At 67.9% G+C, this 18,253-nt stretch carries 18 protein-coding genes; 6 read left to right on the top strand and 12 right to left on the bottom strand.

The genetic code is table 11. The features are described 5' to 3' along the window. Positions 1-15 precede the first annotated feature (15 nt). The 3 genes from rpoB to ASE22_RS22345 all read right to left on the bottom strand — a co-directional run bounded on the left by rpoB (position 16) and on the right by ASE22_RS22345 (position 5,941). Positions 16-4,380 carry a DNA-directed RNA polymerase subunit beta gene (rpoB, locus tag ASE22_RS22355; protein ID WP_056366095.1) on the bottom strand — a complete coding sequence of 1,455 codons (4,365 nt, stop codon included), beginning with the start codon at positions 4,378-4,380 and terminating at the stop codon, positions 16-18. Positions 4,381-4,720: 340 nt separating this feature from the next. Next, positions 4,721-5,626 (bottom strand): hypothetical protein, encoded by a 906-nt coding sequence (locus tag ASE22_RS22350; protein WP_156397278.1) that lies wholly within the window; start codon positions 5,624-5,626, stop codon positions 4,721-4,723. Between the two features lie 63 nt (positions 5,627-5,689). Continuing rightward, positions 5,690-5,941: a hypothetical protein gene (locus tag ASE22_RS22345; RefSeq protein WP_156397277.1), complete on the bottom strand. Its 252-nt coding sequence runs from the start codon at positions 5,939-5,941 to the stop codon at positions 5,690-5,692. A gap of 286 nt (positions 5,942-6,227) precedes the next feature. On the opposite strand from ASE22_RS22345, the gene ASE22_RS22340 reads away from it, so the two are divergent. Continuing rightward, positions 6,228-7,226 carry a L,D-transpeptidase gene (locus ASE22_RS22340; RefSeq protein ID WP_056366092.1) on the top strand — a complete coding sequence of 333 codons (999 nt, stop codon included), beginning with the start codon at positions 6,228-6,230 and terminating at the stop codon, positions 7,224-7,226. Between the two features lie 137 nt (positions 7,227-7,363). On the opposite strand, the gene ASE22_RS22335 is transcribed toward ASE22_RS22340, so the two are convergent. The 3 genes from ASE22_RS22335 to ASE22_RS22325 form a co-directional block, all read right to left on the bottom strand. After that, on the bottom strand, positions 7,364-8,056 hold the full coding sequence (locus ASE22_RS22335) for a VIT1/CCC1 transporter family protein (RefSeq protein WP_056364845.1): 693 nt from the start codon (positions 8,054-8,056) through the stop codon (positions 7,364-7,366). A 171-nt stretch (positions 8,057-8,227) separates the two neighbouring features. After that, entirely contained in the window at positions 8,228-8,731 is a 504-nt protein-coding gene (locus ASE22_RS22330) for a DoxX family protein (RefSeq protein WP_200933202.1), read from the bottom strand. Positions 8,732-8,801: 70 nt separating this feature from the next. After that, complete coding sequence (locus ASE22_RS22325; RefSeq protein ID WP_056364842.1) at positions 8,802-9,071, bottom strand: BufA1 family periplasmic bufferin-type metallophore; 270 nt, start codon at positions 9,069-9,071, stop codon at positions 8,802-8,804. A 233-nt stretch (positions 9,072-9,304) separates the two neighbouring features. Between ASE22_RS22325 and ASE22_RS22320 the strand changes: the two genes are divergently transcribed. The 5 genes from ASE22_RS22320 (at position 9,305) to ASE22_RS22300 (ending at position 12,469) form a co-directional block, all read left to right on the top strand. Beyond that, positions 9,305-9,844, top strand: a complete 540-nt coding sequence (locus ASE22_RS22320) for a sigma-70 family RNA polymerase sigma factor (protein WP_056364840.1) — start codon at positions 9,305-9,307, stop codon at positions 9,842-9,844. Continuing rightward, the gene (locus ASE22_RS22315; RefSeq protein ID WP_056364835.1) at positions 9,841-10,482 is read left to right on the top strand and encodes a DUF1109 domain-containing protein; all 642 of its coding nucleotides are present in this window, start codon (positions 9,841-9,843) and stop codon (positions 10,480-10,482) included. The genes ASE22_RS22320 and ASE22_RS22315 overlap by 4 nt, the downstream gene beginning before the upstream one ends. 84 nt (positions 10,483-10,566) lie before the next feature. After that, positions 10,567-10,836: a BufA2 family periplasmic bufferin-type metallophore gene (gene bufA2 / locus ASE22_RS22310; RefSeq protein WP_056364834.1), complete on the top strand. Its 270-nt coding sequence runs from the start codon at positions 10,567-10,569 to the stop codon at positions 10,834-10,836. Positions 10,837-10,892: 56 nt separating this feature from the next. Then, positions 10,893-11,726, top strand: a complete 834-nt coding sequence (bufB, locus tag ASE22_RS22305; protein ID WP_056364831.1) for an MNIO family bufferin maturase — start codon at positions 10,893-10,895, stop codon at positions 11,724-11,726. Next, on the top strand, positions 11,723-12,469 hold the full coding sequence (locus ASE22_RS22300) for an HvfC/BufC N-terminal domain-containing protein (RefSeq protein WP_056364826.1): 747 nt from the start codon (positions 11,723-11,725) through the stop codon (positions 12,467-12,469). The genes bufB and ASE22_RS22300 overlap by 4 nt, the downstream gene beginning before the upstream one ends. A 45-nt stretch (positions 12,470-12,514) precedes the next feature. Here ASE22_RS22300 and ASE22_RS22295 read toward each other — a convergent pair whose 3' ends face one another. The 6 genes from ASE22_RS22295 to acs all read right to left on the bottom strand — a co-directional run bounded on the left by ASE22_RS22295 (position 12,515) and on the right by acs (position 18,052). Further along, positions 12,515-13,009 (bottom strand): hypothetical protein, encoded by a 495-nt coding sequence (locus tag ASE22_RS22295; RefSeq protein ID WP_156397276.1) that lies wholly within the window; start codon positions 13,007-13,009, stop codon positions 12,515-12,517. 35 nt (positions 13,010-13,044) lie between these two features. Then, positions 13,045-13,716, bottom strand: a complete 672-nt coding sequence (locus ASE22_RS22290) for a hypothetical protein (protein ID WP_056364822.1) — start codon at positions 13,714-13,716, stop codon at positions 13,045-13,047. Positions 13,717-13,869: 153 nt separating this feature from the next. Further along, complete coding sequence (gene rplL / locus ASE22_RS22285) at positions 13,870-14,247, bottom strand: 50S ribosomal protein L7/L12 (protein WP_056364819.1); 378 nt, start codon at positions 14,245-14,247, stop codon at positions 13,870-13,872. A gap of 62 nt (positions 14,248-14,309) precedes the next feature. After that, positions 14,310-14,825, bottom strand: a complete 516-nt coding sequence (gene rplJ, locus ASE22_RS22280; protein ID WP_056364815.1) for a 50S ribosomal protein L10 — start codon at positions 14,823-14,825, stop codon at positions 14,310-14,312. Positions 14,826-15,519: 694 nt separating this feature from the next. Then, entirely contained in the window at positions 15,520-16,062 is a 543-nt protein-coding gene (locus ASE22_RS22275; protein ID WP_056364812.1) for a cytochrome b, read from the bottom strand. 52 nt (positions 16,063-16,114) lie between these two features. Next, on the bottom strand, positions 16,115-18,052 hold the full coding sequence (gene acs / locus ASE22_RS22270) for an acetate--CoA ligase (RefSeq protein ID WP_056364810.1): 1,938 nt from the start codon (positions 18,050-18,052) through the stop codon (positions 16,115-16,117). Positions 18,053-18,253: the final 201 nt, after the last annotated feature.

Below are 18,253 nucleotides of genomic sequence, written 5' to 3'. Positions count from 1 at the left end.
CAGGGGCTCCGGCCCTTACTCCGCCGCTTCGGCGATGCCGTCCTCGTCGTCCGTCGTCTCGATCGAGGACAGTTCGACGTTCAGGCCGAGCGACCGCATTTCCTTGACGAGCACGTTGAAGCTCTCGGGGATGCCGGCCTCGAAGGTGTCGTCGCCCTTGACGATCGCCTCGTAGACCTTGGTGCGGCCGACGACGTCGTCCGACTTCACCGTCAGCATCTCCTGCAGCGTATAGGCGGCGCCGTAGGCCTGGAGCGCCCAGACCTCCATTTCGCCGAAGCGCTGGCCGCCGAACTGGGCCTTGCCGCCCAGCGGCTGCTGGGTGACGAGGCTGTACGGCCCGATCGAACGCGCGTGGATCTTGTCGTCCACGAGGTGGTGGAGCTTCAGCATGTAGATGTAGCCCACGGTCACCTTGCGGTCGAACTGGTCGCCGGTGCGGCCGTCGAACAGTTCCACCTGGCCGCTCTCGTCGAGCCCGGCGCGGCGGAGCATCTCGGCGACGTCGGCCTCGCGGGCGCCGTCGAACACCGGGGTCGCCATCGGCACGCCGTTTTTCAGCAGGCCCGCCATCTCGACGATCTGGTCGGTCGAACGGCCGTCGATGTCGGCATGATATTCCTTGCCGTAGACCGTCTTGAGCCGCTCGATCACCGCGGTCGGCGGGGTCGCCCCCTGCGCGTCGGGATTGGCTTCGCGCCACGCTTCGAGCGCATGGGTCACCTGCTTGCCGAGGCCGCGGGCGGCCCAGCCGAGGTGGGTCTCGAAGATCTGGCCGACGTTCATCCGGCTCGGCACGCCGAGCGGGTTGAGCACGATGTCGACCGGCGTGCCGTCCTCGAGGAACGGCATGTCCTCCTGCGGCAGGATGCGGCTGATCACACCCTTGTTGCCGTGGCGGCCGGCCATCTTGTCGCCCGGCTGCAGCTTGCGCTTCACCGCGACGAACACCTTGACCATCTTGAGCACGCCCGGGGGCAGTTCGTCGCCGCGCTGCAGCTTCTCGACCCGGTCCTCGAACTTCTTGACGATCAGGCCGACGGCTTCGTCATACTGGGCCTTGACCGCCTCGAGGTCCGCCTGGCGGGCGTCGTCCTGCACCGCGAACTTCCACCATTCGCGCCGCTCGACCTCCTCGAGCAACGCCTCGTCGATCTCGGAGCCCTTCTTGATGCCCTTCGGCGCCGCGGTCGCGACCTGGCCGAGCAGCATCTCCTTCAGTCGCGCATAGTTGGCGCGGTTGAGGATGGCGCGTTCGTCCTCGCGGTCCTTCGTCAGGCGGTCGATCTCCTCGCGCTCGATCGCCATCGCGCGCTCGTCCTTGTCGATGCCGTGGCGGTTGAACACGCGCACGTCGACGACGGTGCCCGAGACGCCCGGCGGCAGGCGCAGCGAGGTGTCGCGGACGTCGGAGGCCTTCTCGCCGAAGATGGCGCGGAGGAGCTTCTCCTCCGGCGTCATCGGGCTTTCGCCCTTCGGCGTGATCTTGCCGCACAGGATGTCGCCCGGCTCGACCTCGGCGCCGATGTAGACGATGCCCGCCTCGTCGAGGTTGCGCAGCGCTTCCTCGCCGACGTTCGGGATGTCGCGGGTGATGTCTTCCGGCCCGAGCTTGGTGTCGCGGGCCATCACCTCGAACTCGTCGATGTGGATCGAGGTGAAGACGTCGTCCTTCACGATCCGCTCGGAGATCAGGATCGAGTCCTCGTAGTTGTAGCCGTTCCACGGCATGAACGCGACGAGGACGTTGCGGCCCAGCGCCAGCTCGCCGAACTCGGTCGACGGGCCGTCGGCGATGATGTCGCCGGCGTTGACGAACTCGCCGACCTTCACCAGCGGGCGCTGGTTGATGCAGGTCGACTGGTTCGAGCGCTGGAACTTCATCAGCGTGTAGATGTCGACGCCCGACTTGCCCGCGTCGACCGAGCCGGTGGCGCGGATGACGATGCGGGTCGCGTCGACCTGGTCGACGATGCCCGAGCGCCGGGCCCCGATCGCGGCGCCCGAGTCACGGGCGACGGTCTCTTCCATGCCGGTGCCGACGAACGGCGCCTCGGCCCGAACGAGCGGCACCGCCTGGCGCTGCATGTTCGATCCCATCAGCGCGCGGTTGGCGTCGTCGTTCTCCAGGAACGGGATCAGCGATGCGGCGACCGACACCAGCTGCTTGGGGCTGACGTCCATCAGGGTGATGTGGTCGCGCGGCGCCATCAGGAACTCGCCGGCCTCGCGGGCCGACACCAGGTCCTCGACGAAGCGGCCCTCGGCATCGAGCTCGGCGTTCGCCTGCGCGATGGTGTGCTTGGCCTCTTCCATCGCCGACAGATAGACGACGTCGTTGGTGACCTTGTGCTCGATGATCTTGCGGTACGGCGTCTCGATGAAGCCGTATTTGTTGACCCGGCTGAAGCTCGCGAGCGAGTTGATCAGGCCGATGTTCGGGCCTTCCGGCGTCTCGATCGGGCAGATCCGGCCATAATGGGTCGGGTGGACGTCGCGGACCTCGAAGCCCGCGCGCTCGCGGGTGAGGCCGCCCGGCCCGAGCGCCGAGACGCGACGCTTGTGCGTCACTTCGGAGAGCGGGTTGGTCTGGTCCATGAACTGCGACAGCTGCGACGAGCCGAAGAATTCGCGGACCGCGGCGACCGCGGGCTTGGCGTTGATCAGGTCGTTCGGCATCGCCGTCGACACGTCGACCGACGACATGCGCTCCTTCACGGCGCGCTCCATGCGGAGCAGGCCGACGCGGTACTGGTTCTCGAGCAGCTCGCCCACCGAACGGACGCGGCGGTTGCCGAGATTGTCGATGTCGTCGATCTCGCCCTTGCCGTCCTTCAGGTCGACCAGCGTCTTGACGACCGCGAGGATGTCCTCCGCGCGCAGCGTGGTGACGGTGTCCTCGGCGTCGAGCTCGAGGCGCATGTTGAGCTTGACGCGGCCGACGGCCGACAGGTCGTAGCGCTCGGCGTCGAAGAACAGGCCGGCGAACAGCGCCTCGGCGGTCTCCTTCGTCGGCGGCTCGCCGGGGCGCATGACGCGATAGATCTCGCTCAGCGCATGGTCGCGATCCTCGACCTTGTCGGCCTTGAGGGTGTTGCGGATCCACGGACCGGTCGAGACATGGTCGATGTCGAGCAGGTCGACATGGTCGAAGCCCGCCTTGTCGAGCGCCTCGAGATTCTCGGGGCTGACCTCGTCGCCGGCCTCGATGTAGATGCGGCCGGTCGACTCGTCGATCAGGTCGTGGGCCGAATAGCGGCCGTAGATCTGGTCGGTCGGGATCAGCAGCGTCTCGAGTCCGTCCTTGCCCGCCTTGTTCGCGGCGCGCGGCGAAATCTTGGTGCCGGCCGGGAAGACGATCTCGCCGGTGTCGGCGTTGACGACGTCGAACGCCGGCTTCTGGCCGCGCCAGTTCTCGGCGACGAAGGGAACCTTCCAGCCGTTCTCGCCGCGCACGAAGCGCTGCGTGCGGTAGAAATAGTTGAGGATCTCCTCGCCCGACATGCCCTGCAGGCGGATGCGCGCGACGCGGCCCATCTTCTCGCCCTCGGCGGTCTGGATCGTGCCGCCCGGGATGATCGCGCCGGTCGGGTCCTCGATGGTGACGAGGCTGCCGCTGACGGCCTTGACCCGGCAGGCGCGGTTGACGCCCGAGATCGCGACGATGTCGCCGACCTCGAACTTGCCCTTCTCCGGGGTCACGTCGAGCACCGCGTCGCCCAGCGCGCGCAGCAGCGAGGTGACGGGCAGCTTACGCTTGCGGTCGATGCGGACGTTGACGATGTCCTTGGCGTCGAACTCGAAGTCGAGCCACGAGCCGCGATAGGGGATGACGCGCGCGGCGAAGAGATATTTGCCCGAGGCGTGGGTCTTGCCGCGGTCATGGTCGAACAGCACGCCCGGCGAACGGTGCATCTGCGAGACGATGACGCGCTCGGTGCCGTTGATCAGGAAGGTGCCGTTCTCGGTCATGAGCGGCATGTCGCCCATGTAGACGTCCTGCTCCTTGATATCGAGGACCGAACGGGTGTCCGTATCGGGATCGACCTCGAACACGATCAGGCGGAGGGTCACGCGCATCGGCGCCGCATAGGTCATGCCGCGCTGGCGGCACTCGTCGGTGTCGTACTTCGGGTCTTCCAGCTCGTACTGGACGAAGTCGAGCTCGGCGGTGCCGGCGAAGTCGCGGATCGGGAAGACCGAGCGCAGCGTCTTCTCCAGCCCCGACACATAGCCGTCGGCCGGTCGCGAACGCAGGAACTGCTCGTAGGATTCGCGCTGAACCTCGATCAGGTTCGGCATCTGGACGACTTCGTGGATGTTCCCGAAGACCTTGCGGATGCGCTTCTTGGCGGTCGCCGGAACTGCCTGGGTGGCCATGCGTATCTTCCCTCGCGTCAAAAACTTTTTTCCGCCTTTCAGCGGCCCGCAGCCCGATTCGCGGGAGTCATCCCACGACGAAAAGTGCGGGTCCGGGCTGATCGGAACCGCACTGCCAGCGTTCTGGAAACCCTTGAAATCCTTCTCCAATTCGTCGCGGTCCATTCGCTGGAAGGACCGTGTCCCGGAGGGTCAAGGGCGGCACCCGCGCTCTGCGCGTCGGGCATCTGCCGATGTGAGTAGACGGGCTATATAGTCCCGGCCCCTCGCTTTGGGAAGGGGGGCATCGCGCGGAAGCGGGAAGGGGCCATCGCCCTGCAGCCGCAGCCCGCCGCGCGCCTTATATTTCCGGCGCTCTCTGTCCGGCTTTCTGCAACAGGTCGCGCCGGGCCGCATCCGCCGCGCCTTGGGCGACCCCGATCGCCTGCTCTGCGCCTCGCCCCATCATCCCATAGTCCGCCACGCCCAGCTGGAAATCGGTGACGATGTCGTTCCGCGCCTGGATCAGGGCCTGCACGACGCGCGGGCATGTCTCGCGGACCCGCTTCATCAGCACGGGATCCAGGACGGCGCCGTTGTTCGGAGGCGAAACATAGAGCGACACGGTGCCGGTCTCGGTTCGCAGCTTGCAGTCGGGGTCGATGGGCTGGGCGCCGGGCTTTCCGTCCGCTCCCCAATACCAGTAGAACAGGTCGGGCCTGCGCTCAAAATGCGGCGGGCCATATTTGTCGACCAGGCTCTTCAAGGCGCTGGCCCTGGATGGCCCCTCGTTCGGCGCATAGGTGATGTGCCGCCCGACATACCAGACCTGCGGCGATGCGGGCGGCCCCAGCAGCAGGGCGCCCAGCTCGTTGTTCAGCCCAGGCTGCGACATGTTCTTGGCATAGAGTCCGCTCAGGAACCGCTTGTCGAGCGGCTTCGGCAACGGTCCCAGCTTTTCCTCATATTCGGTGAAGCCGGAAGCGGCGGAAGCCTTGAAGGCGGCGCGCGCTTCCGCGAGCGACTGGCCGATCGCCACGCCGAGGATCTCGAGCGGCGGCGACCCCGGGGCCATCAGCGGCGCGCTGCCGATCGCGACATCCTCTGGCAACGCCTCGGCCGTAGGCGAAGGGGGCGCGGCCGCCGCAGCGGCGGCCGGCTCCACGGTGCCGGCGTCGCGCTGCGCCGCATTTTCGTGCCGGTCGGACCCGCAGGCCGACAGGATCGTGGCCGCCAGTGCCAGGCCGGTCATGGGTCGTTTCTTCATAAGGTCCGCCTCTCCACGATAGATGGGCCCATCCGACCGGCCGATGCACCGGGCGAGGATGGCTCAGAATGTCATCGGGCAGTTCTTGCCGGCCATTTCGTTGCGCAGGTCGATCATGTCCTTTTGGAGGTTCGACATCTTCGCGGCGATCTTCTCCGTCGAGGCGCCATCCGCATAGGCATCCGCCGCCATGTGCATGGCGTCGGCGGATTTCGCCCTGGCTTCGGCCGCCAGGTCCTCGCAGCTCCTCGTGCATCCCCCGAGCCCCAGCCCCAGCATCAGGATGCAGGGCGCGATCACCATCCGGAATCTCATCGAAGCCCTCCCTGATCGTTCGACACGGTCGAAACTGAAACCGGGGAGGGCCGGACCGTCAATCGATCGCAAGGGACTACTCCACAAGAGCCGGCCGGGTCGGCCCCGGGGGGGCGGGCGGGGACGCCCTGTTCAGGGTGGGGTTGGAGGGGGCGGGTTTGGGATGGCGGGCGCTTCCTTTCCGACCGGGGCCCGTCATCGCCTCGCGACGCTTGCATCCGGCCCGCCCCTGACACAATTTGGCTCCGACCGGATACTGGTCCGACCAGATTGCAGAGACATGCCGATGACCCGCCCCCGCCCCGTCTTCCTCGCCGTCGCCGCTGCCTTCGTCGCCCTGGCGGCCGTCGCTCCTGCCACCGGCGCCCAGCTCAAGACCGCTACGCCCTCGCTGCAGGGCGCCACGGTCGGGGAAACGGTGGCCGCGATGAAGCCGGGCGATTTCCTGTGGGCGCCGCAGGTCGCGCCCGAGGGCCCGGTGGTGATCGTCGTCTCGATCGCGCAGCAGCGGGCCTATGCCTATCGCAACGGCATCCCGATCGGCGTCTCGACCGTGTCGACCGGCAAGAAGGGGCATGAGACGCCGACCGGCGTGTTCACGCTCCTCCAGAAGAATATCGACCACAAGTCGAACCTCTACGACAGCGCCCCCATGCCCTATATGCAGCGGCTGACCTGGGACGGGATCGCGATGCACGCGGGCAACCTGCCGGGCTATCCGGCGTCGCACGGCTGCGTCCGCCTGCCGATGGGCTTCGCCAAGCTGCTCTACGGCATCACCAGGCTCGGCCTGACCGTGATCGTCACCGCCGGGGCCGAGGTGCCGCGCTTCGCGCCGTCGCCGGCGGTGCTGAGCAACACCGCCACCAGCAGCGAGAACGACCTGTTCGGCGGCTCGCTCTGGCAGCCCGAGCGCGCGAAGACCGGGCCGGTCTCGATCATCGTCAGCAGCGCCGACAAGCGCATGCTGGTGCTGCGCAACGGCGTGCCGATCGGCTCGGCGCCGGTCAAGATCGCCGGGGTGGTGACCGGCACCTCGGCCTATACGCTCGGCGCGATCGACAATGGCAACTACCGCTGGATGAAGCTGCCGATGCCGGGCGAGAGCCTCGACGGCCCGGTCGAGGTCACCCCCGACGAACGGTCGCGGCTGACGGTGCCCGAGGACATAAGGCTGGCGATGGCCGCCGTCGTCGCGCCGGGAACGACCGTGGTCGTCACCCCCGACACGCTGCGCAGCGGCGGCGCGGGCAAGAAGATGACGGTGATGACCGCGGGGAACTAGTGCGGTTTCGAGGCAGATGGGAACATCTGCCGACTCGGAAATCGCGATAAAGCAACACGTTAGACCGGCCGATCCGATGCAATCAGATCGTGAACCGTTCTAGGGGGCCGCGCGAGCTGGTCCGGCCTCCGGACGTCCTAGAGGCTGGTTCCCACGAGACGGCCGATGCCCGCGGTCAGCGCCATCGCCAGCGCGCCCCAGAACACCACCCGGGCAACGGGTTTGAATGGCCGCGCGCCGCCCGTCACCGCGCCGACCGCTCCGAGAAGGCCGAGGAAGGCTATCGAACCGACGGCCTGGCCTGCCACGATGAGCGACATCGGCAGGACCGCCGTGAGGACGAGCGGCAACGCGGCCCCGGCGGTGAAGGTCGCCGCCGAGGTCGCCGCGGCGAGCACCGGCCGCGCCGTGGTCGTCTCCGTGATGTGGAGTTCGTCGCGGCTATGCGTGCCGAGCGCATCGAACGCCGTCATCTGTTCCGCCACCGACCGGGCGGTCGCGGGGTCGACCCCCCGGCTTTCGTAGATCGCGGCAAGTTCCGCCAGCTCGGCGTCGGGGAAGCTCGCAAGCTCGTGCCGCTCGCGGGCGATATCCGATCGTTCGGTATCCGATTGCGAGCTGACCGAGACATATTCGCCCGCAGCCATCGACATGGCGCCCGCGACGAGTCCGGCGGTGCCGGCGACCAGCATCGCGGACCGGTCGGCGCCCGCCGCGGCGACGCCGAGAAGGAGGCTGGCGGTGGAAACGATCCCGTCATTGGCCCCCAGCACGGCGGCGCGCAGCCAGCCGATGCGGGAAACAAGGTGCTGCTCGCCGTGCCGTCTCATCGCTCGCCCTCCAAGGTGGCGGCATCTTTCTGCACCGGCGCCGATCTGTCTATCGGGTCCTCTACGAATAGCCATTGATCGTTCCATGCGGACGGGCGCCGGCCTTGGCATGCTGGGGCGTGAGCGCATGGGAACCCCGGATTGTACGATTTCCGGCAGGCTCCAATGCGGTTACCGGACTATAGCGTCCGGAGTGGCACGCGCCGCTTCGGCTCGCCCGCGCCGGCGGCCGCCGACGGCCCTTTCGAGCAGTCGATCGAGCGACCACGCCCCGCCCCCGCGGGCGAGCAGCGGCAGCAGGAGGCCGAACCAGCCGAGATGGGTCGGCCAGGCGTCGGGATAGACGAAGATCTCGATCACCGCGACCATGCCGATCAGGGCGGCGGCGGCCGGGCGGGTGAACAGGCCGAGGAGCAGCAGGATCGAGAAGAGATGCTCCGAATAGGTCGCGGCGTGGGCGGCGATCTCGGGCGGGATCAGTGGCAGCGCATATTCGGTGCGGAACAGCTCGTAGGTTCCGGGGGTGATCGTCAGCAGCCCCTCGACCTTGGTGCGGCCCGACAGGAAGAAGATCGCGGCGATGCCGAGCCTCGCTACGAGCAGCAACAGGGCCTGCGGCGTCCATTGTTCGAGCATGGCGGCGGCGCGACGATAATGGTCGATCGGAGAGCACATGGCGGCGATCCGTGTCCGGGGGAGGGGGCGGGCGACCCGGGGGTCGCCCGGCGGCGGGTCAGGCGGCGCGTCAGGCCTTGGGGCTGAGCGATCCCATGCCCTTGGGCGTCTTGATCTTGGTGCAGGTGCCGGCCTTGACCAGCTTCCAGGCGTCGCCCTGATAGTCGACGCGCGAGGTGCCCGCGCAGGAGGTGCCGGCCCCCGCCTTGCAGTCGTTCTTGCCGGCGAGCGAGACGCCGTAGCATTTCTCGGTCGGCGGGGCGTCGGCGGCGACGGCGGCGCTGCCGGCGACCGCGATGGCGAGGGCGGCGGCGAGCGCCGCATGGGTGGTGTGGGTCATCGAACATGTCCAGGTCTGCGCCTTCCCGCCGCGGCGGGACGACCCGGGCGAGGCTGGGAAGGCCGGGTCACGCTGCCAGTTCGGCGCGGACGGCCGAACGGTTACACCGGCCGGCGATCGTCACGTCGCGTCGCGCCGTGAGGTCGGGATGTGAGGTCGCGATGTGAAGTCGGGATGTGACGGCGGGTGTAACCAGGCGCGTCTCCCCTGCGAATAGGCTATCAGGAGCGTGCATGCGGGCAAGCGAAGACGAGCTCAGGGCGATGATGATCGGCGGTCTCGATGGGGACGCGGCGATCTATGCCGCGCTGTTGTCCGCGCTCGTGCCGCTGCTGCGTGCCTTTTACCGTCGCCGGATGTCGGGCGCCGGGGACGATATCGAGGATCTGGTGCAGGAAACGCTGATCGCCGTTCACACCCGCCGCGCGACCTATGACCGCGACCGCGCCTTCACCGCCTGGCTGTTCGCGGTCGCGCGCTACAAGATGATCGACCATTTCCGGCGCATGAGAGACCATTGCCCGATCGAGGGGCTCGAGGAGATATTGGCGGCCGAGGGCTTCGAGGACGCGACCCATGCCCGCATGGACATGGATCGCCTGCTCGGCGGGCTCCCCGCGAAACAGGCGCGGGCGATCCGCCAGACGCGGATCGACGGCCTCAGCATCTCCGAAGCCGCCGAACATGCCGGCATCGGCGAATCCGACGTCAAGGTTTCGGTCCACCGCGGATTGAAGACGCTGGCCGCGCGCATCATGGGGGAGCGGCGATGAACACCGACGCGCTGATCCGCTCGCTCGCGGAGAATGTGAAGGCCGTGCCGCGCCATGCGGTCGGCCGCCGGCTCGCGCTCGGCATCTTCGCCGGCGCCGTCGTCAGCCTGGTCGCGATCCTGTCGGGCCTCGGCATCCGCCCCGACCTGATCCTCGCGATGCAGGGCTCCTCCTTCTGGGTGAAGTGGGCCTACACGGCTTCGCTGGGGATCGGTGCGATCGCGATGATCGCCCGGCTGGCGCGGCCGGATACGGTGCGGCTGCGCTGGATGTGGCTGATCGCGGTCCCGATCGTCCTGCTCGCCGGCCTCGCCGCGCTGGAAATGGCGCACGCGCCCCCGGCGGAGTGGCTGGCGATGTGGCTGGGCCATAGCTGGAAGCAATGCCCCTGGCTCGTGCTCATGCTGTCGGCGCCGATCTTCGTCGGGCTGCTCTGGTCGTTCCGGCGCCTCGCGCCGACCCGGCTGCGCCTGGCGGGGGCCACCGCGGGGCTGGCGGCGGGCGCCTGCGCGGCGACCCTCTACTGCCTCCACTGTCCCGAGGTGTCGGCCATCTTCGTGCTGACCTGGTACACGCTCGGCATCGGGCTGGCGGCGGCGATCGGCGCGATTCTCGGCCCGCGCCTGCTGCGCTGGTAAAAGATTCCGGGCCGCGTGTAACCGGCGGCGCGGCGGCGGCGAACTGGAGATGCCAGCACGGCATATCCTTTCGGAGACTTCCCCATGATCACCGTCAAATCCAGCCTCAGCATCGCCACCACCGCGGCCCTCCTCGCGATCGCCGCCGCATCGACCACCGCCCCGGCCTTCGCCAAGGGCGAGAAGGCGGAAATGGTGCATTGCTACGGCGTCAACAGCTGCAAGGGCACGTCGGACTGCAAGACCGCCAGCAACGACTGCAAGGGCATGAACAGCTGCAAGGGCCATGGCTTCAAGGAAATGTCGGCCAAGGCGTGCACCGCCGCCGGCGGCAGCCTGACCGAAGTCAAGTGACGGCGCGGCCCGGCCGGTTCGTGCCGGCCGGGCCTTCCTCTTTCGCGAGCATCGCCATGCCCGATCAACGCTTCTCCGGTTACGGCCTCGGCCTGCGCAAGGACCATTATGGCGACTTTCTCGACCGCGAGATCCCGGTCGATTTCGTCGAGGTTATCTCCGAGAATTTCATGGTCGACGGCGGGCGCCCGCGCGATATCCTGCGCCGGGTCCGTGCGCGGCATCCGGTCGCGCTCCACGGCGTGTCGATGTCGATCGGATCGGCCGACGGGCTCGACCGCGCCTATCTGGACCGACTCAAGGCGCTGGTCGACGAGATCGAGCCCCTGTTCGTCTCCGACCATCTCAGCTGGTCGCGCTTCGAAGGCTTCAGCGCGCACGACCTGCTGCCGCTGCCCTATACCGAAGAGGTGCTCGACCTCGTCTGCGCCAATGTCGCGACCGCGCAGGATGTGCTCGGCCGGCCGATGCTGGTCGAAAATCCGTCGAGCTACGTCGTCTTCGACGGGTCGACGATGACCGAATGGGAATTTCTCGACGCGCTGTGCGCGCGGAGCGGCTGCGGCCTGCTGCTCGACATCAACAACATCTTCGTCAGCGCCACCAATCACGGCTTCGATCCGCTCGCCTATATCGACGGCGTGCCGGCCGGCCCCGTTCGCCAGGTTCACCTCGCCGGGCACAGCCGCGGCGACGGATTGCTGATCGACACGCACGACCAGCCGGTGCCGCCGGCGGTCTGGGCGCTCTACGATCATGCGCTCGACCGGCTCGGTCCCGTCGCGACGATGATCGAACGCGACGACGCGATCCCGCCGCTCGCCGACCTGCTCGACGAACTCGGCCACGCGCGCTCGATCGGGGCCGCGCGGCTCCGGAGCGCGGCATGAGCCTCGTCGCGCTCCAGCGCGACTTCCGCGCCTGGCTGGTGGACGGCGACACGGCCGCCGCCGCCCGGATCGGCGATCGCGCGACCGCCGGCCTCGCGGTCTACCAGAATAATTATCGCGCGCAGCTCGTCGCCTGCCTCGAAGAAGCGTTCGAGCGGGTCCACGCCTGGCTCGGCGACGGCGCGTTCCGCGCGGCGGCGGCGGCGCATATCGATGCCGCTCCGCCCGGCCACTGGACGCTGGACGCCTATCCGTCGGGCTTCGTCGCCACCCTGGCCGCGCTATATCCCGACGATCCCGAGGTCGCCGAACTCGGCTGGCTCGATCATGCGCTCGCCGACGCCTTTGCCGGCCCCGACGCCGAACCGCTCGCGCTCGACGTCGCGGCCGCGATCGACTGGGACGCTGCGGTGCTGCCCCTGTCGCCGACGCTGGCGATCGCCGACGCGACCACCAATGCCGCGGCGATCTGGTCGGCCTTGTCCGCGGGCGAGATGCCGCCGCCGGCGCGGCGGCTCGACGAACCGGCCGCCCTGATCGTCTGGCGGCAGGGCTATGCGCCCTGCTTCCGCACGATCGACGCGCGCGAACGCCGGCTGCTCGCGCAGGCCCGCGCAGGCCGGACCTTCGGCGACCTCTGCGCGTCGCTCACCGACGAACTCGGCGCCAGGGGCGGCATCGCCGCCGCCGGCGCGGTGCTGGGACAATGGCTGCGCGACGGGCTGATCGTCGGCGGCCGATAGTGGGATGACGTGGCCGTTCGACAGGGGGCCGCCCGGCGGAGCCGCTCAGAAGCGCCGCTGCCCTGGGTCGATCTTTTCGCATATGCCGGAAAAATCCTGCCCGGTGCCCTTGATGCTGATCTCGCCGGTCTGTCGGTCGATCCGCAGCTTCGGCTTGTTCAGGCCGTTCAGCCGGTAGCTTGCCCTGATCTCGTTCTGACCGACGATCACGTCGCTGAGCTGCCACCAATGCTGGTGGTCGCCGCCCGAATTCAGGGGCGGAATGAGCTTTTCCGGCAATCGGATGCGGCCGTCCTCGCCGTCGATCTGCAGCGTCACGGCGGATTCGAAGCCGCGCATCTGCGTTTCATACCCGCTCTTGGGACGATATTTGTGGTCGTAGCGATCCCATTCGAGCGTGGTCGTATAGCCCCCGGTCATCTTCTCCCCGCGGCCCGTGCAGATGAGGTTGATGGGCGCCCCGTCGCCCGCCTCGGAGTCCGCGAGGGCCGGTCCGGCCAATGCCGCCGCCATGATCAGGGCCGATCTTCCATGTCGCATGATCAATCTCCTCGCCTTGCAGAATATATCTGGCCTTATGTACCGAGCAGCAGTCCCGCTCCCACGAGGATGGTCGCGCCCTCGATGAGCGCCGCCGAGGCCGTCGCGGCGCCCCGGACGAGACCCGTGCGGAACTGGACCGCGAACCACCGCGCTTCCACGAGCAGATAGAAGAGGATCGCCAGGACAATGATCGCGGCTCCGGCCGACTGGGCACCCGCACTCTTCAGGCTGATGGCCATCGTGCCGAAGCTCAGCCCCAGGGCGAAGATCGCGGCCGGGTAGCATTGCGCATAGAAAGGGAGCCGCAGGCTGTTCCGATCGAGCGGCAGGCGGCGCCTCCAAACGAAATGCAGCGACATCAGCAGCGGGAAGATCGAAAAGATCAGCAGGCGGAAGGCGAGGGCGCTGGCGTCGTCGTCGATCAGGTTCGACAGGCCATGACGGTTCGCGACCAGCTGGTCGGTTTCGCCGAGCGCGGTGGCGCCGAGATGGGCGATCGACAGGGTGAGCGCCAGGAATAGCGGGGGGCTCAGGGCCGCTCCATATTGCTGCTCCTGGGGGAGAGCGAGCTGGCGATCCGCATAGCCCATCATCGCGATCGGATGCAGTAGCGTCCGGCCGAGCGTCACCGGGTAGAAGATCAGCCAGCTGATGACCTCGTAGAGGAGCTCGTCGAGCGAGTTCAGCCACTTCATGAAGTCCATGCCGCATCATCTCCGATTCGCATCGGCGAGACAATGCGCGTCGGACGGCGCGGACTCCCGTTCCTGCCGCGCGCGCAAAAGAAAGGGCGGCCTCTCCTGGGAGAAGCCGCCCTTCCGCGAAGTCTTCCCGTCCGCGCGCGGACGGAGAGAAGCTTACTTGAGTTCGACGGTCGCGCCGGCTTCCTCGAGCTGCTTCTTGATCTTCTCGGCTTCGTCCTTGTTGATGCCTTCCTTGACCGCCTTCGGAGCCGACTCGACGAGAGTCTTGGCTTCGGTGAGGCCCAGGCCGGTGATCGCGCGGACTTCCTTGATCACGTTGATCTTCTTGCCGCCGTCGCCGGTGAGGATGACGTCGAACTCGGTCTTCTCTTCGGCGGCCGGAGCGCCGGCGCCGGCGCCGGCCGGGGCCGCAACCGCAACCGCCGCAGCGGCCGAAACGCCCCACTTCTCTTCGAGGAGCTTCGAGAGCTCGGCGGCTTCGAGAACGGTGAGGGCCGAGAGATCGTCAACGAGCTTGTTCAGGTCTGCCATTTTAAGTCTCCATCAGGGCCGCGCGGGCCCAAAAGTTTTTCAGTCGGTCTGATATCGAAAGATCAGGCGTCTTCTTTCGCCGCATAAGCGCCGAACACCCGGGCCAGCTGGCCGGCGGGTGCCTGGACGATCTGGACGACCTTGGTCGCGGGCGCCTGCACGAGGCCCACGATCTTGGCGCGCAGTTCGTCGAGCGACGGCAGCTCGGCCAGCGCCTTGACGCCGGCCACGTCGAGAACCGTGTCGCCCATCGCGCCGCCGACGATTTCCAACTTGTCGTTGGTCTTCGCGAAATCCACGATCACCTTTGCGGGGGCAACCGGGTCGGCGGAGGTGCTGAGCGCGGTCGGCCCCACCAGCAGATCGTTGATCGCTGTGTAGGGCGTGCCCTCGACGGCAATGCGGGCGAGCTTGTTCTTCGATACCTTGTAGCTGGCGCCGGCGTCGCGCATCTTCAGACGAAGCGCAGTGGACTGCGCGACGGTCAGGCCGAGATTGCGGGTGACGATCACCACGCTCGTGCCCTTGAAGGTGCTCTGCAGCTCGGCGACCAGCTCGGCTTTTTGAGCTCGATCCATGCCTTACTCCTTAGAACCACCCCTGCAGCACATCCGCAGGGGCTTTGAGCCAAGGGACCGATACGCCGTCCCTCGACCCGTCCGAGGGGTCGGTCGCCTGGCCGAGGACCTGGAAGGACACCGGCAGACCCGGCCTGATCCCCTAAGGGCGCGGCCGGTAAACTTTTCCCCGTCTGGGCAGGACATTAAGCGGGGCCTGGACCTTGATCGTTTCAGGCCGAATGGCCTGAAGCGTGAATCAAGGTCCCAACAACACCCGCACCTGCTGTCTCGGACGGTACAGTCCCGCGCCCGCCGGAGCGGACTCGGAACGTGAAGGCGCGGGCCCTACAGGATCGACGCGGAGATGTCGAGTCTCGCGAGGCGGCCGGTCTTTGGATAAGCTGCACCCGGTCCCTCCGCGTCTGGTCCCCCAGCGTCATGCSAGCGCAGGCTGGCATCTCGGGAGGCTCCTGCCTCGCGCTCGTCTCCTCTCTCCGGAGATTCCAGCCTTCGCTGGAATGACGGAGATATCGCGCGAGCRTCYRGTCCCCCAAGCGTCATGCSAGCGCAGGCTGGCATCTCGGGMGGCTCCTGCCKCGCGCTCGTCTCCTCTTTCCGGAGATCCCGGCCTCCGCCGGGATGACGTGGTACGCAAAGGTCCCGCGCAGATTCCAGCCTTCGCTGGAATGACGGAGATAGGGCGCGGCGAAAGCTACGCCCCCGGCGCCGACCGCCACATCCGCGTCAGCACGCCGTTCCTGAGGACGAAATGGTGGCGCAGCGCCGCGCCGACATGGCCGATCAGCAGCACCGCCCAGGTGAAGCCGAGCACGACATGCGCGTTGTGCGTGCCCTGCGCGAGCGCCGATCCCTTCTCGACCGCGAGCTTGGGGATGTCGAACAGGAAGAAGAAGGTCAGCGGGCTCTTGCCCGCCGAGCTGAACGTCCAGCCCGTGATCGGCATGACGATCATCAGCGCGTAGAAGATCCAGTGGAGCGTGTGCGCCGACACCCGCTCCCAGCCGGGCACCGACGCGGGCAGCGGCGGGGCGGGGTGGGTGAGGCGCCAGCCCAGCCGGAACAGACTCAGCAGCAGCACCAGGAAGCCGATCGACTTGTGGATCGGCATCGCCGGGAAGAGCTTGCCCAGCGGATCGTGCAGGATACCGAGCAGCAGGTTGACGATGATCAGCGTCCCGATCGTCCAGTGGAGCAGGCGGGCGACGCGGTTATAGTGGACTAGGGCCCCGGTCATGGCGTCTCCTCTCGGGCGATGGCCGCGCAGGGCGGCCCGTCGCCCGATAGGATCAGCTTTTGACGCGGTTCGCAACCAGATCGTCGACCACCGCCGGATCGGCGAGGGTCGATGTGTCGCCGAGCGAGGACGTGTCGCCCTCGGCGATCTTGCGCAGGATGCGCCGCATGATCTTGCCGCTGCGGGTCTTGGGCAGGCCGGGGGCGAACTGGATCGCGTCGGGGGTGGCGATCGGGCCGATCTCGGTGCGGACCCAGTCGCGCAGGGTCTTGCGCAGCGCCTCGCCGGTCTCCTCGCCCGCGTTCAGCGTGACATAGGCGTAGATGCCCTGGCCCTTGATGTCGTGGGGGAAGCCGACCACCGCCGCCTCGGCGACCTTGGGGTGGAGGACCAGTGCGCTCTCGACCTCGGCGGTGCCCATGCGGTGGCCCGAGACGTTGATCACGTCGTCGACCCGGCCGGTGATCCAGTAATAGCCGTCCTCGTCGCGGCGGCAGCCGTCGCCGGTGAAATATTTGCCCTTGTAGGTCGAGAAATAGGTCTGGAAGAAGCGCTCATGGTCGCCCCACACGGTGCGCATCTGCCCCGGCCAGCTGCGGGTGATGCACAGGTTTCCGTCGGTCGCGCCGTCGAGCACCTTGCCGTCGGCGTCGACCAGCTCGGGCACCACCCCGAACAGGGGCTTCGTCGCCGAGCCGGGCTTGAGGTCGGTCGCGCCGGGCAGCGGGGCGATCATCGCCGCGCCGGTCTCGGTCTGCCACCAGGTGTCGACGATCGGGCAGCGGCCCTCGCCGACGACCTCGTGATACCAGCGCCACGCCTCGGGGTTGATCGGCTCGCCGACCGTGCCGAGCAGCTTCAGGCTCCTGCGCGAGGTCTTCGCGACGAAGTCGTCGCCGTCCTTCATCAGCGCGCGCAGCGCGGTCGGCGCGGTGAAGACGATCTCGACCTGGTGGCGGTCGACCACCTGCCAGATGCGGCTGGCGTCGGGCCAGTTGGGGACGCCCTCGTACATCAGCGTCGTGGCGCCGTTGGCGAGCGGGCCGTAGACGATGTAGCTGTGCCCCGTCACCCAGCCGATGTCGGCCGCGCACCAGTAGACCTGGCCGGGGCGATAGTCGAAGCAGGTCTCGTGGGTCAGGCTCGCCCACAGCAGATAGCCGCCGCTGCTGTGCAGCACGCCCTTGGGCTTGCCGGTCGATCCGCTGGTGTAGAGGATGAACAGCGGGTCCTCGGCGTCCATCCCCACCGCCGGGCACTCGGCGTTCATCTCGGCCGCGGCCTCGTGATACCAGATGTCGCGGCCCGCCTGCATCGGCACCTCGCTGCCGGTCGCCTTGACGACGATCACCGTCTGGAGGCTCGGCGCATGCTGGGCGGCGGCGTCGACATTGGTCTTGAGCGGGACGAGCTTGCCGCCGCGCCGGCCGCAGTCGGCGGTGATGACGAGCTTGCTGTCGCAATCCTCGATGCGGCCGGCCAGCGCCTCGGGCGAGAAGCCGCCGAACACCACCGAGTGGATCGCGCCGATCCGCGCGCAGGCGAGCAGCGCGAACGCCGCCTCGGGGATCATCGGCAGGTAGACCGTCACCCGGTCGCCCTTCGCCACGCCCTGCGACCGCAGGACATTGGCGAAGCGGCACACCTCCTCATGCACCTGCCGGTAGGTGAAGCGGCGCGGTTCGTCGGTCGGGGCGTCGGGCTCCCAGATGATCGCGACCTGGTCGCCGCGCTCGGCGAGATGGCGGTCGAGGCAGTTGGCGGCGACGTTGAGCTGGCCGTCGGCGAACCACTTCACCCCGAAATCGGCCTCGTCGAACGAGCTTTCGTTGGTCTTGGTCGGAAAGCGTACCCAGTCGAGCCGCTTCGCCTGCTCCAGCCAGAAGGCGTGCGGGTCGTCGATCGATCGGGCGTAGAGCGTCGCATAGGACTCCGCGGTCACCTTCGCCTTGGCGGCCCAGTCGGCGGGGACGGGGTAAAGATCGGTCATGCGGCCCTCTCGCTTGTTTTCGAATCGCCCGGCCCTAATGGGTCACTGCCGTTTCGGCATCAAGCACCCAGGCGGGGGGACGCCGCGCGAAAATCCCCCGCCAACCTCTCCCCAACCCCTCCCCCCATCCGTCATCCCAGCGAAGGCTGGGATCTCGGGAGAGTAGCGGCCCCTCATCTCCTGAGATGCCAGCCTGCGCCG

It is taken from the genome of Sphingomonas sp. Root720 (genome assembly GCF_001428605.1).
Taxonomy (GTDB): domain Bacteria; phylum Pseudomonadota; class Alphaproteobacteria; order Sphingomonadales; family Sphingomonadaceae; genus Rhizorhabdus.
The sequence above is the reverse complement of the archived record's forward strand: the minus strand, read 5'-3'. Positions and strand labels throughout refer to the sequence as shown.

Bases quoted from the DNA above. Each gene is read 5' to 3' on its own strand.
- rpoB (WP_056366095.1), bottom strand. From the start codon at position 4,380: ATGGCCACCCAGGCAGTTCCGGCGACCGCCAAGAAGCGCATCCGCAAG.
- ASE22_RS22350 (WP_156397278.1), bottom strand. From the start codon at position 5,626: ATGAAGAAACGACCCATGACCGGCCTGGCACTGGCGGCCACGATCCTG.
- ASE22_RS22345 (WP_156397277.1), bottom strand. From the start codon at position 5,941: ATGAGATTCCGGATGGTGATCGCGCCCTGCATCCTGATGCTGGGGCTG.
- ASE22_RS22340 (WP_056366092.1), top strand. From the start codon at position 6,228: ATGACCCGCCCCCGCCCCGTCTTCCTCGCCGTCGCCGCTGCCTTCGTC.
- ASE22_RS22335 (WP_056364845.1), bottom strand. From the start codon at position 8,056: ATGAGACGGCACGGCGAGCAGCACCTTGTTTCCCGCATCGGCTGGCTG.
- ASE22_RS22330 (WP_200933202.1), bottom strand. From the start codon at position 8,731: ATGTGCTCTCCGATCGACCATTATCGTCGCGCCGCCGCCATGCTCGAA.
- ASE22_RS22325 (WP_056364842.1), bottom strand. From the start codon at position 9,071: ATGACCCACACCACCCATGCGGCGCTCGCCGCCGCCCTCGCCATCGCG.
- ASE22_RS22320 (WP_056364840.1), top strand. From the start codon at position 9,305: ATGCGGGCAAGCGAAGACGAGCTCAGGGCGATGATGATCGGCGGTCTC.
- ASE22_RS22315 (WP_056364835.1), top strand. From the start codon at position 9,841: ATGAACACCGACGCGCTGATCCGCTCGCTCGCGGAGAATGTGAAGGCC.
- bufA2 (WP_056364834.1), top strand. From the start codon at position 10,567: ATGATCACCGTCAAATCCAGCCTCAGCATCGCCACCACCGCGGCCCTC.
- bufB (WP_056364831.1), top strand. From the start codon at position 10,893: ATGCCCGATCAACGCTTCTCCGGTTACGGCCTCGGCCTGCGCAAGGAC.
- ASE22_RS22300 (WP_056364826.1), top strand. From the start codon at position 11,723: ATGAGCCTCGTCGCGCTCCAGCGCGACTTCCGCGCCTGGCTGGTGGAC.
- ASE22_RS22295 (WP_156397276.1), bottom strand. From the start codon at position 13,009: ATGCGACATGGAAGATCGGCCCTGATCATGGCGGCGGCATTGGCCGGA.
- ASE22_RS22290 (WP_056364822.1), bottom strand. From the start codon at position 13,716: ATGGACTTCATGAAGTGGCTGAACTCGCTCGACGAGCTCCTCTACGAG.
- rplL (WP_056364819.1), bottom strand. From the start codon at position 14,247: ATGGCAGACCTGAACAAGCTCGTTGACGATCTCTCGGCCCTCACCGTT.
- rplJ (WP_056364815.1), bottom strand. From the start codon at position 14,825: ATGGATCGAGCTCAAAAAGCCGAGCTGGTCGCCGAGCTGCAGAGCACC.
- ASE22_RS22275 (WP_056364812.1), bottom strand. From the start codon at position 16,062: ATGACCGGGGCCCTAGTCCACTATAACCGCGTCGCCCGCCTGCTCCAC.
- acs (WP_056364810.1), bottom strand. From the start codon at position 18,052: ATGACCGATCTTTACCCCGTCCCCGCCGACTGGGCCGCCAAGGCGAAG.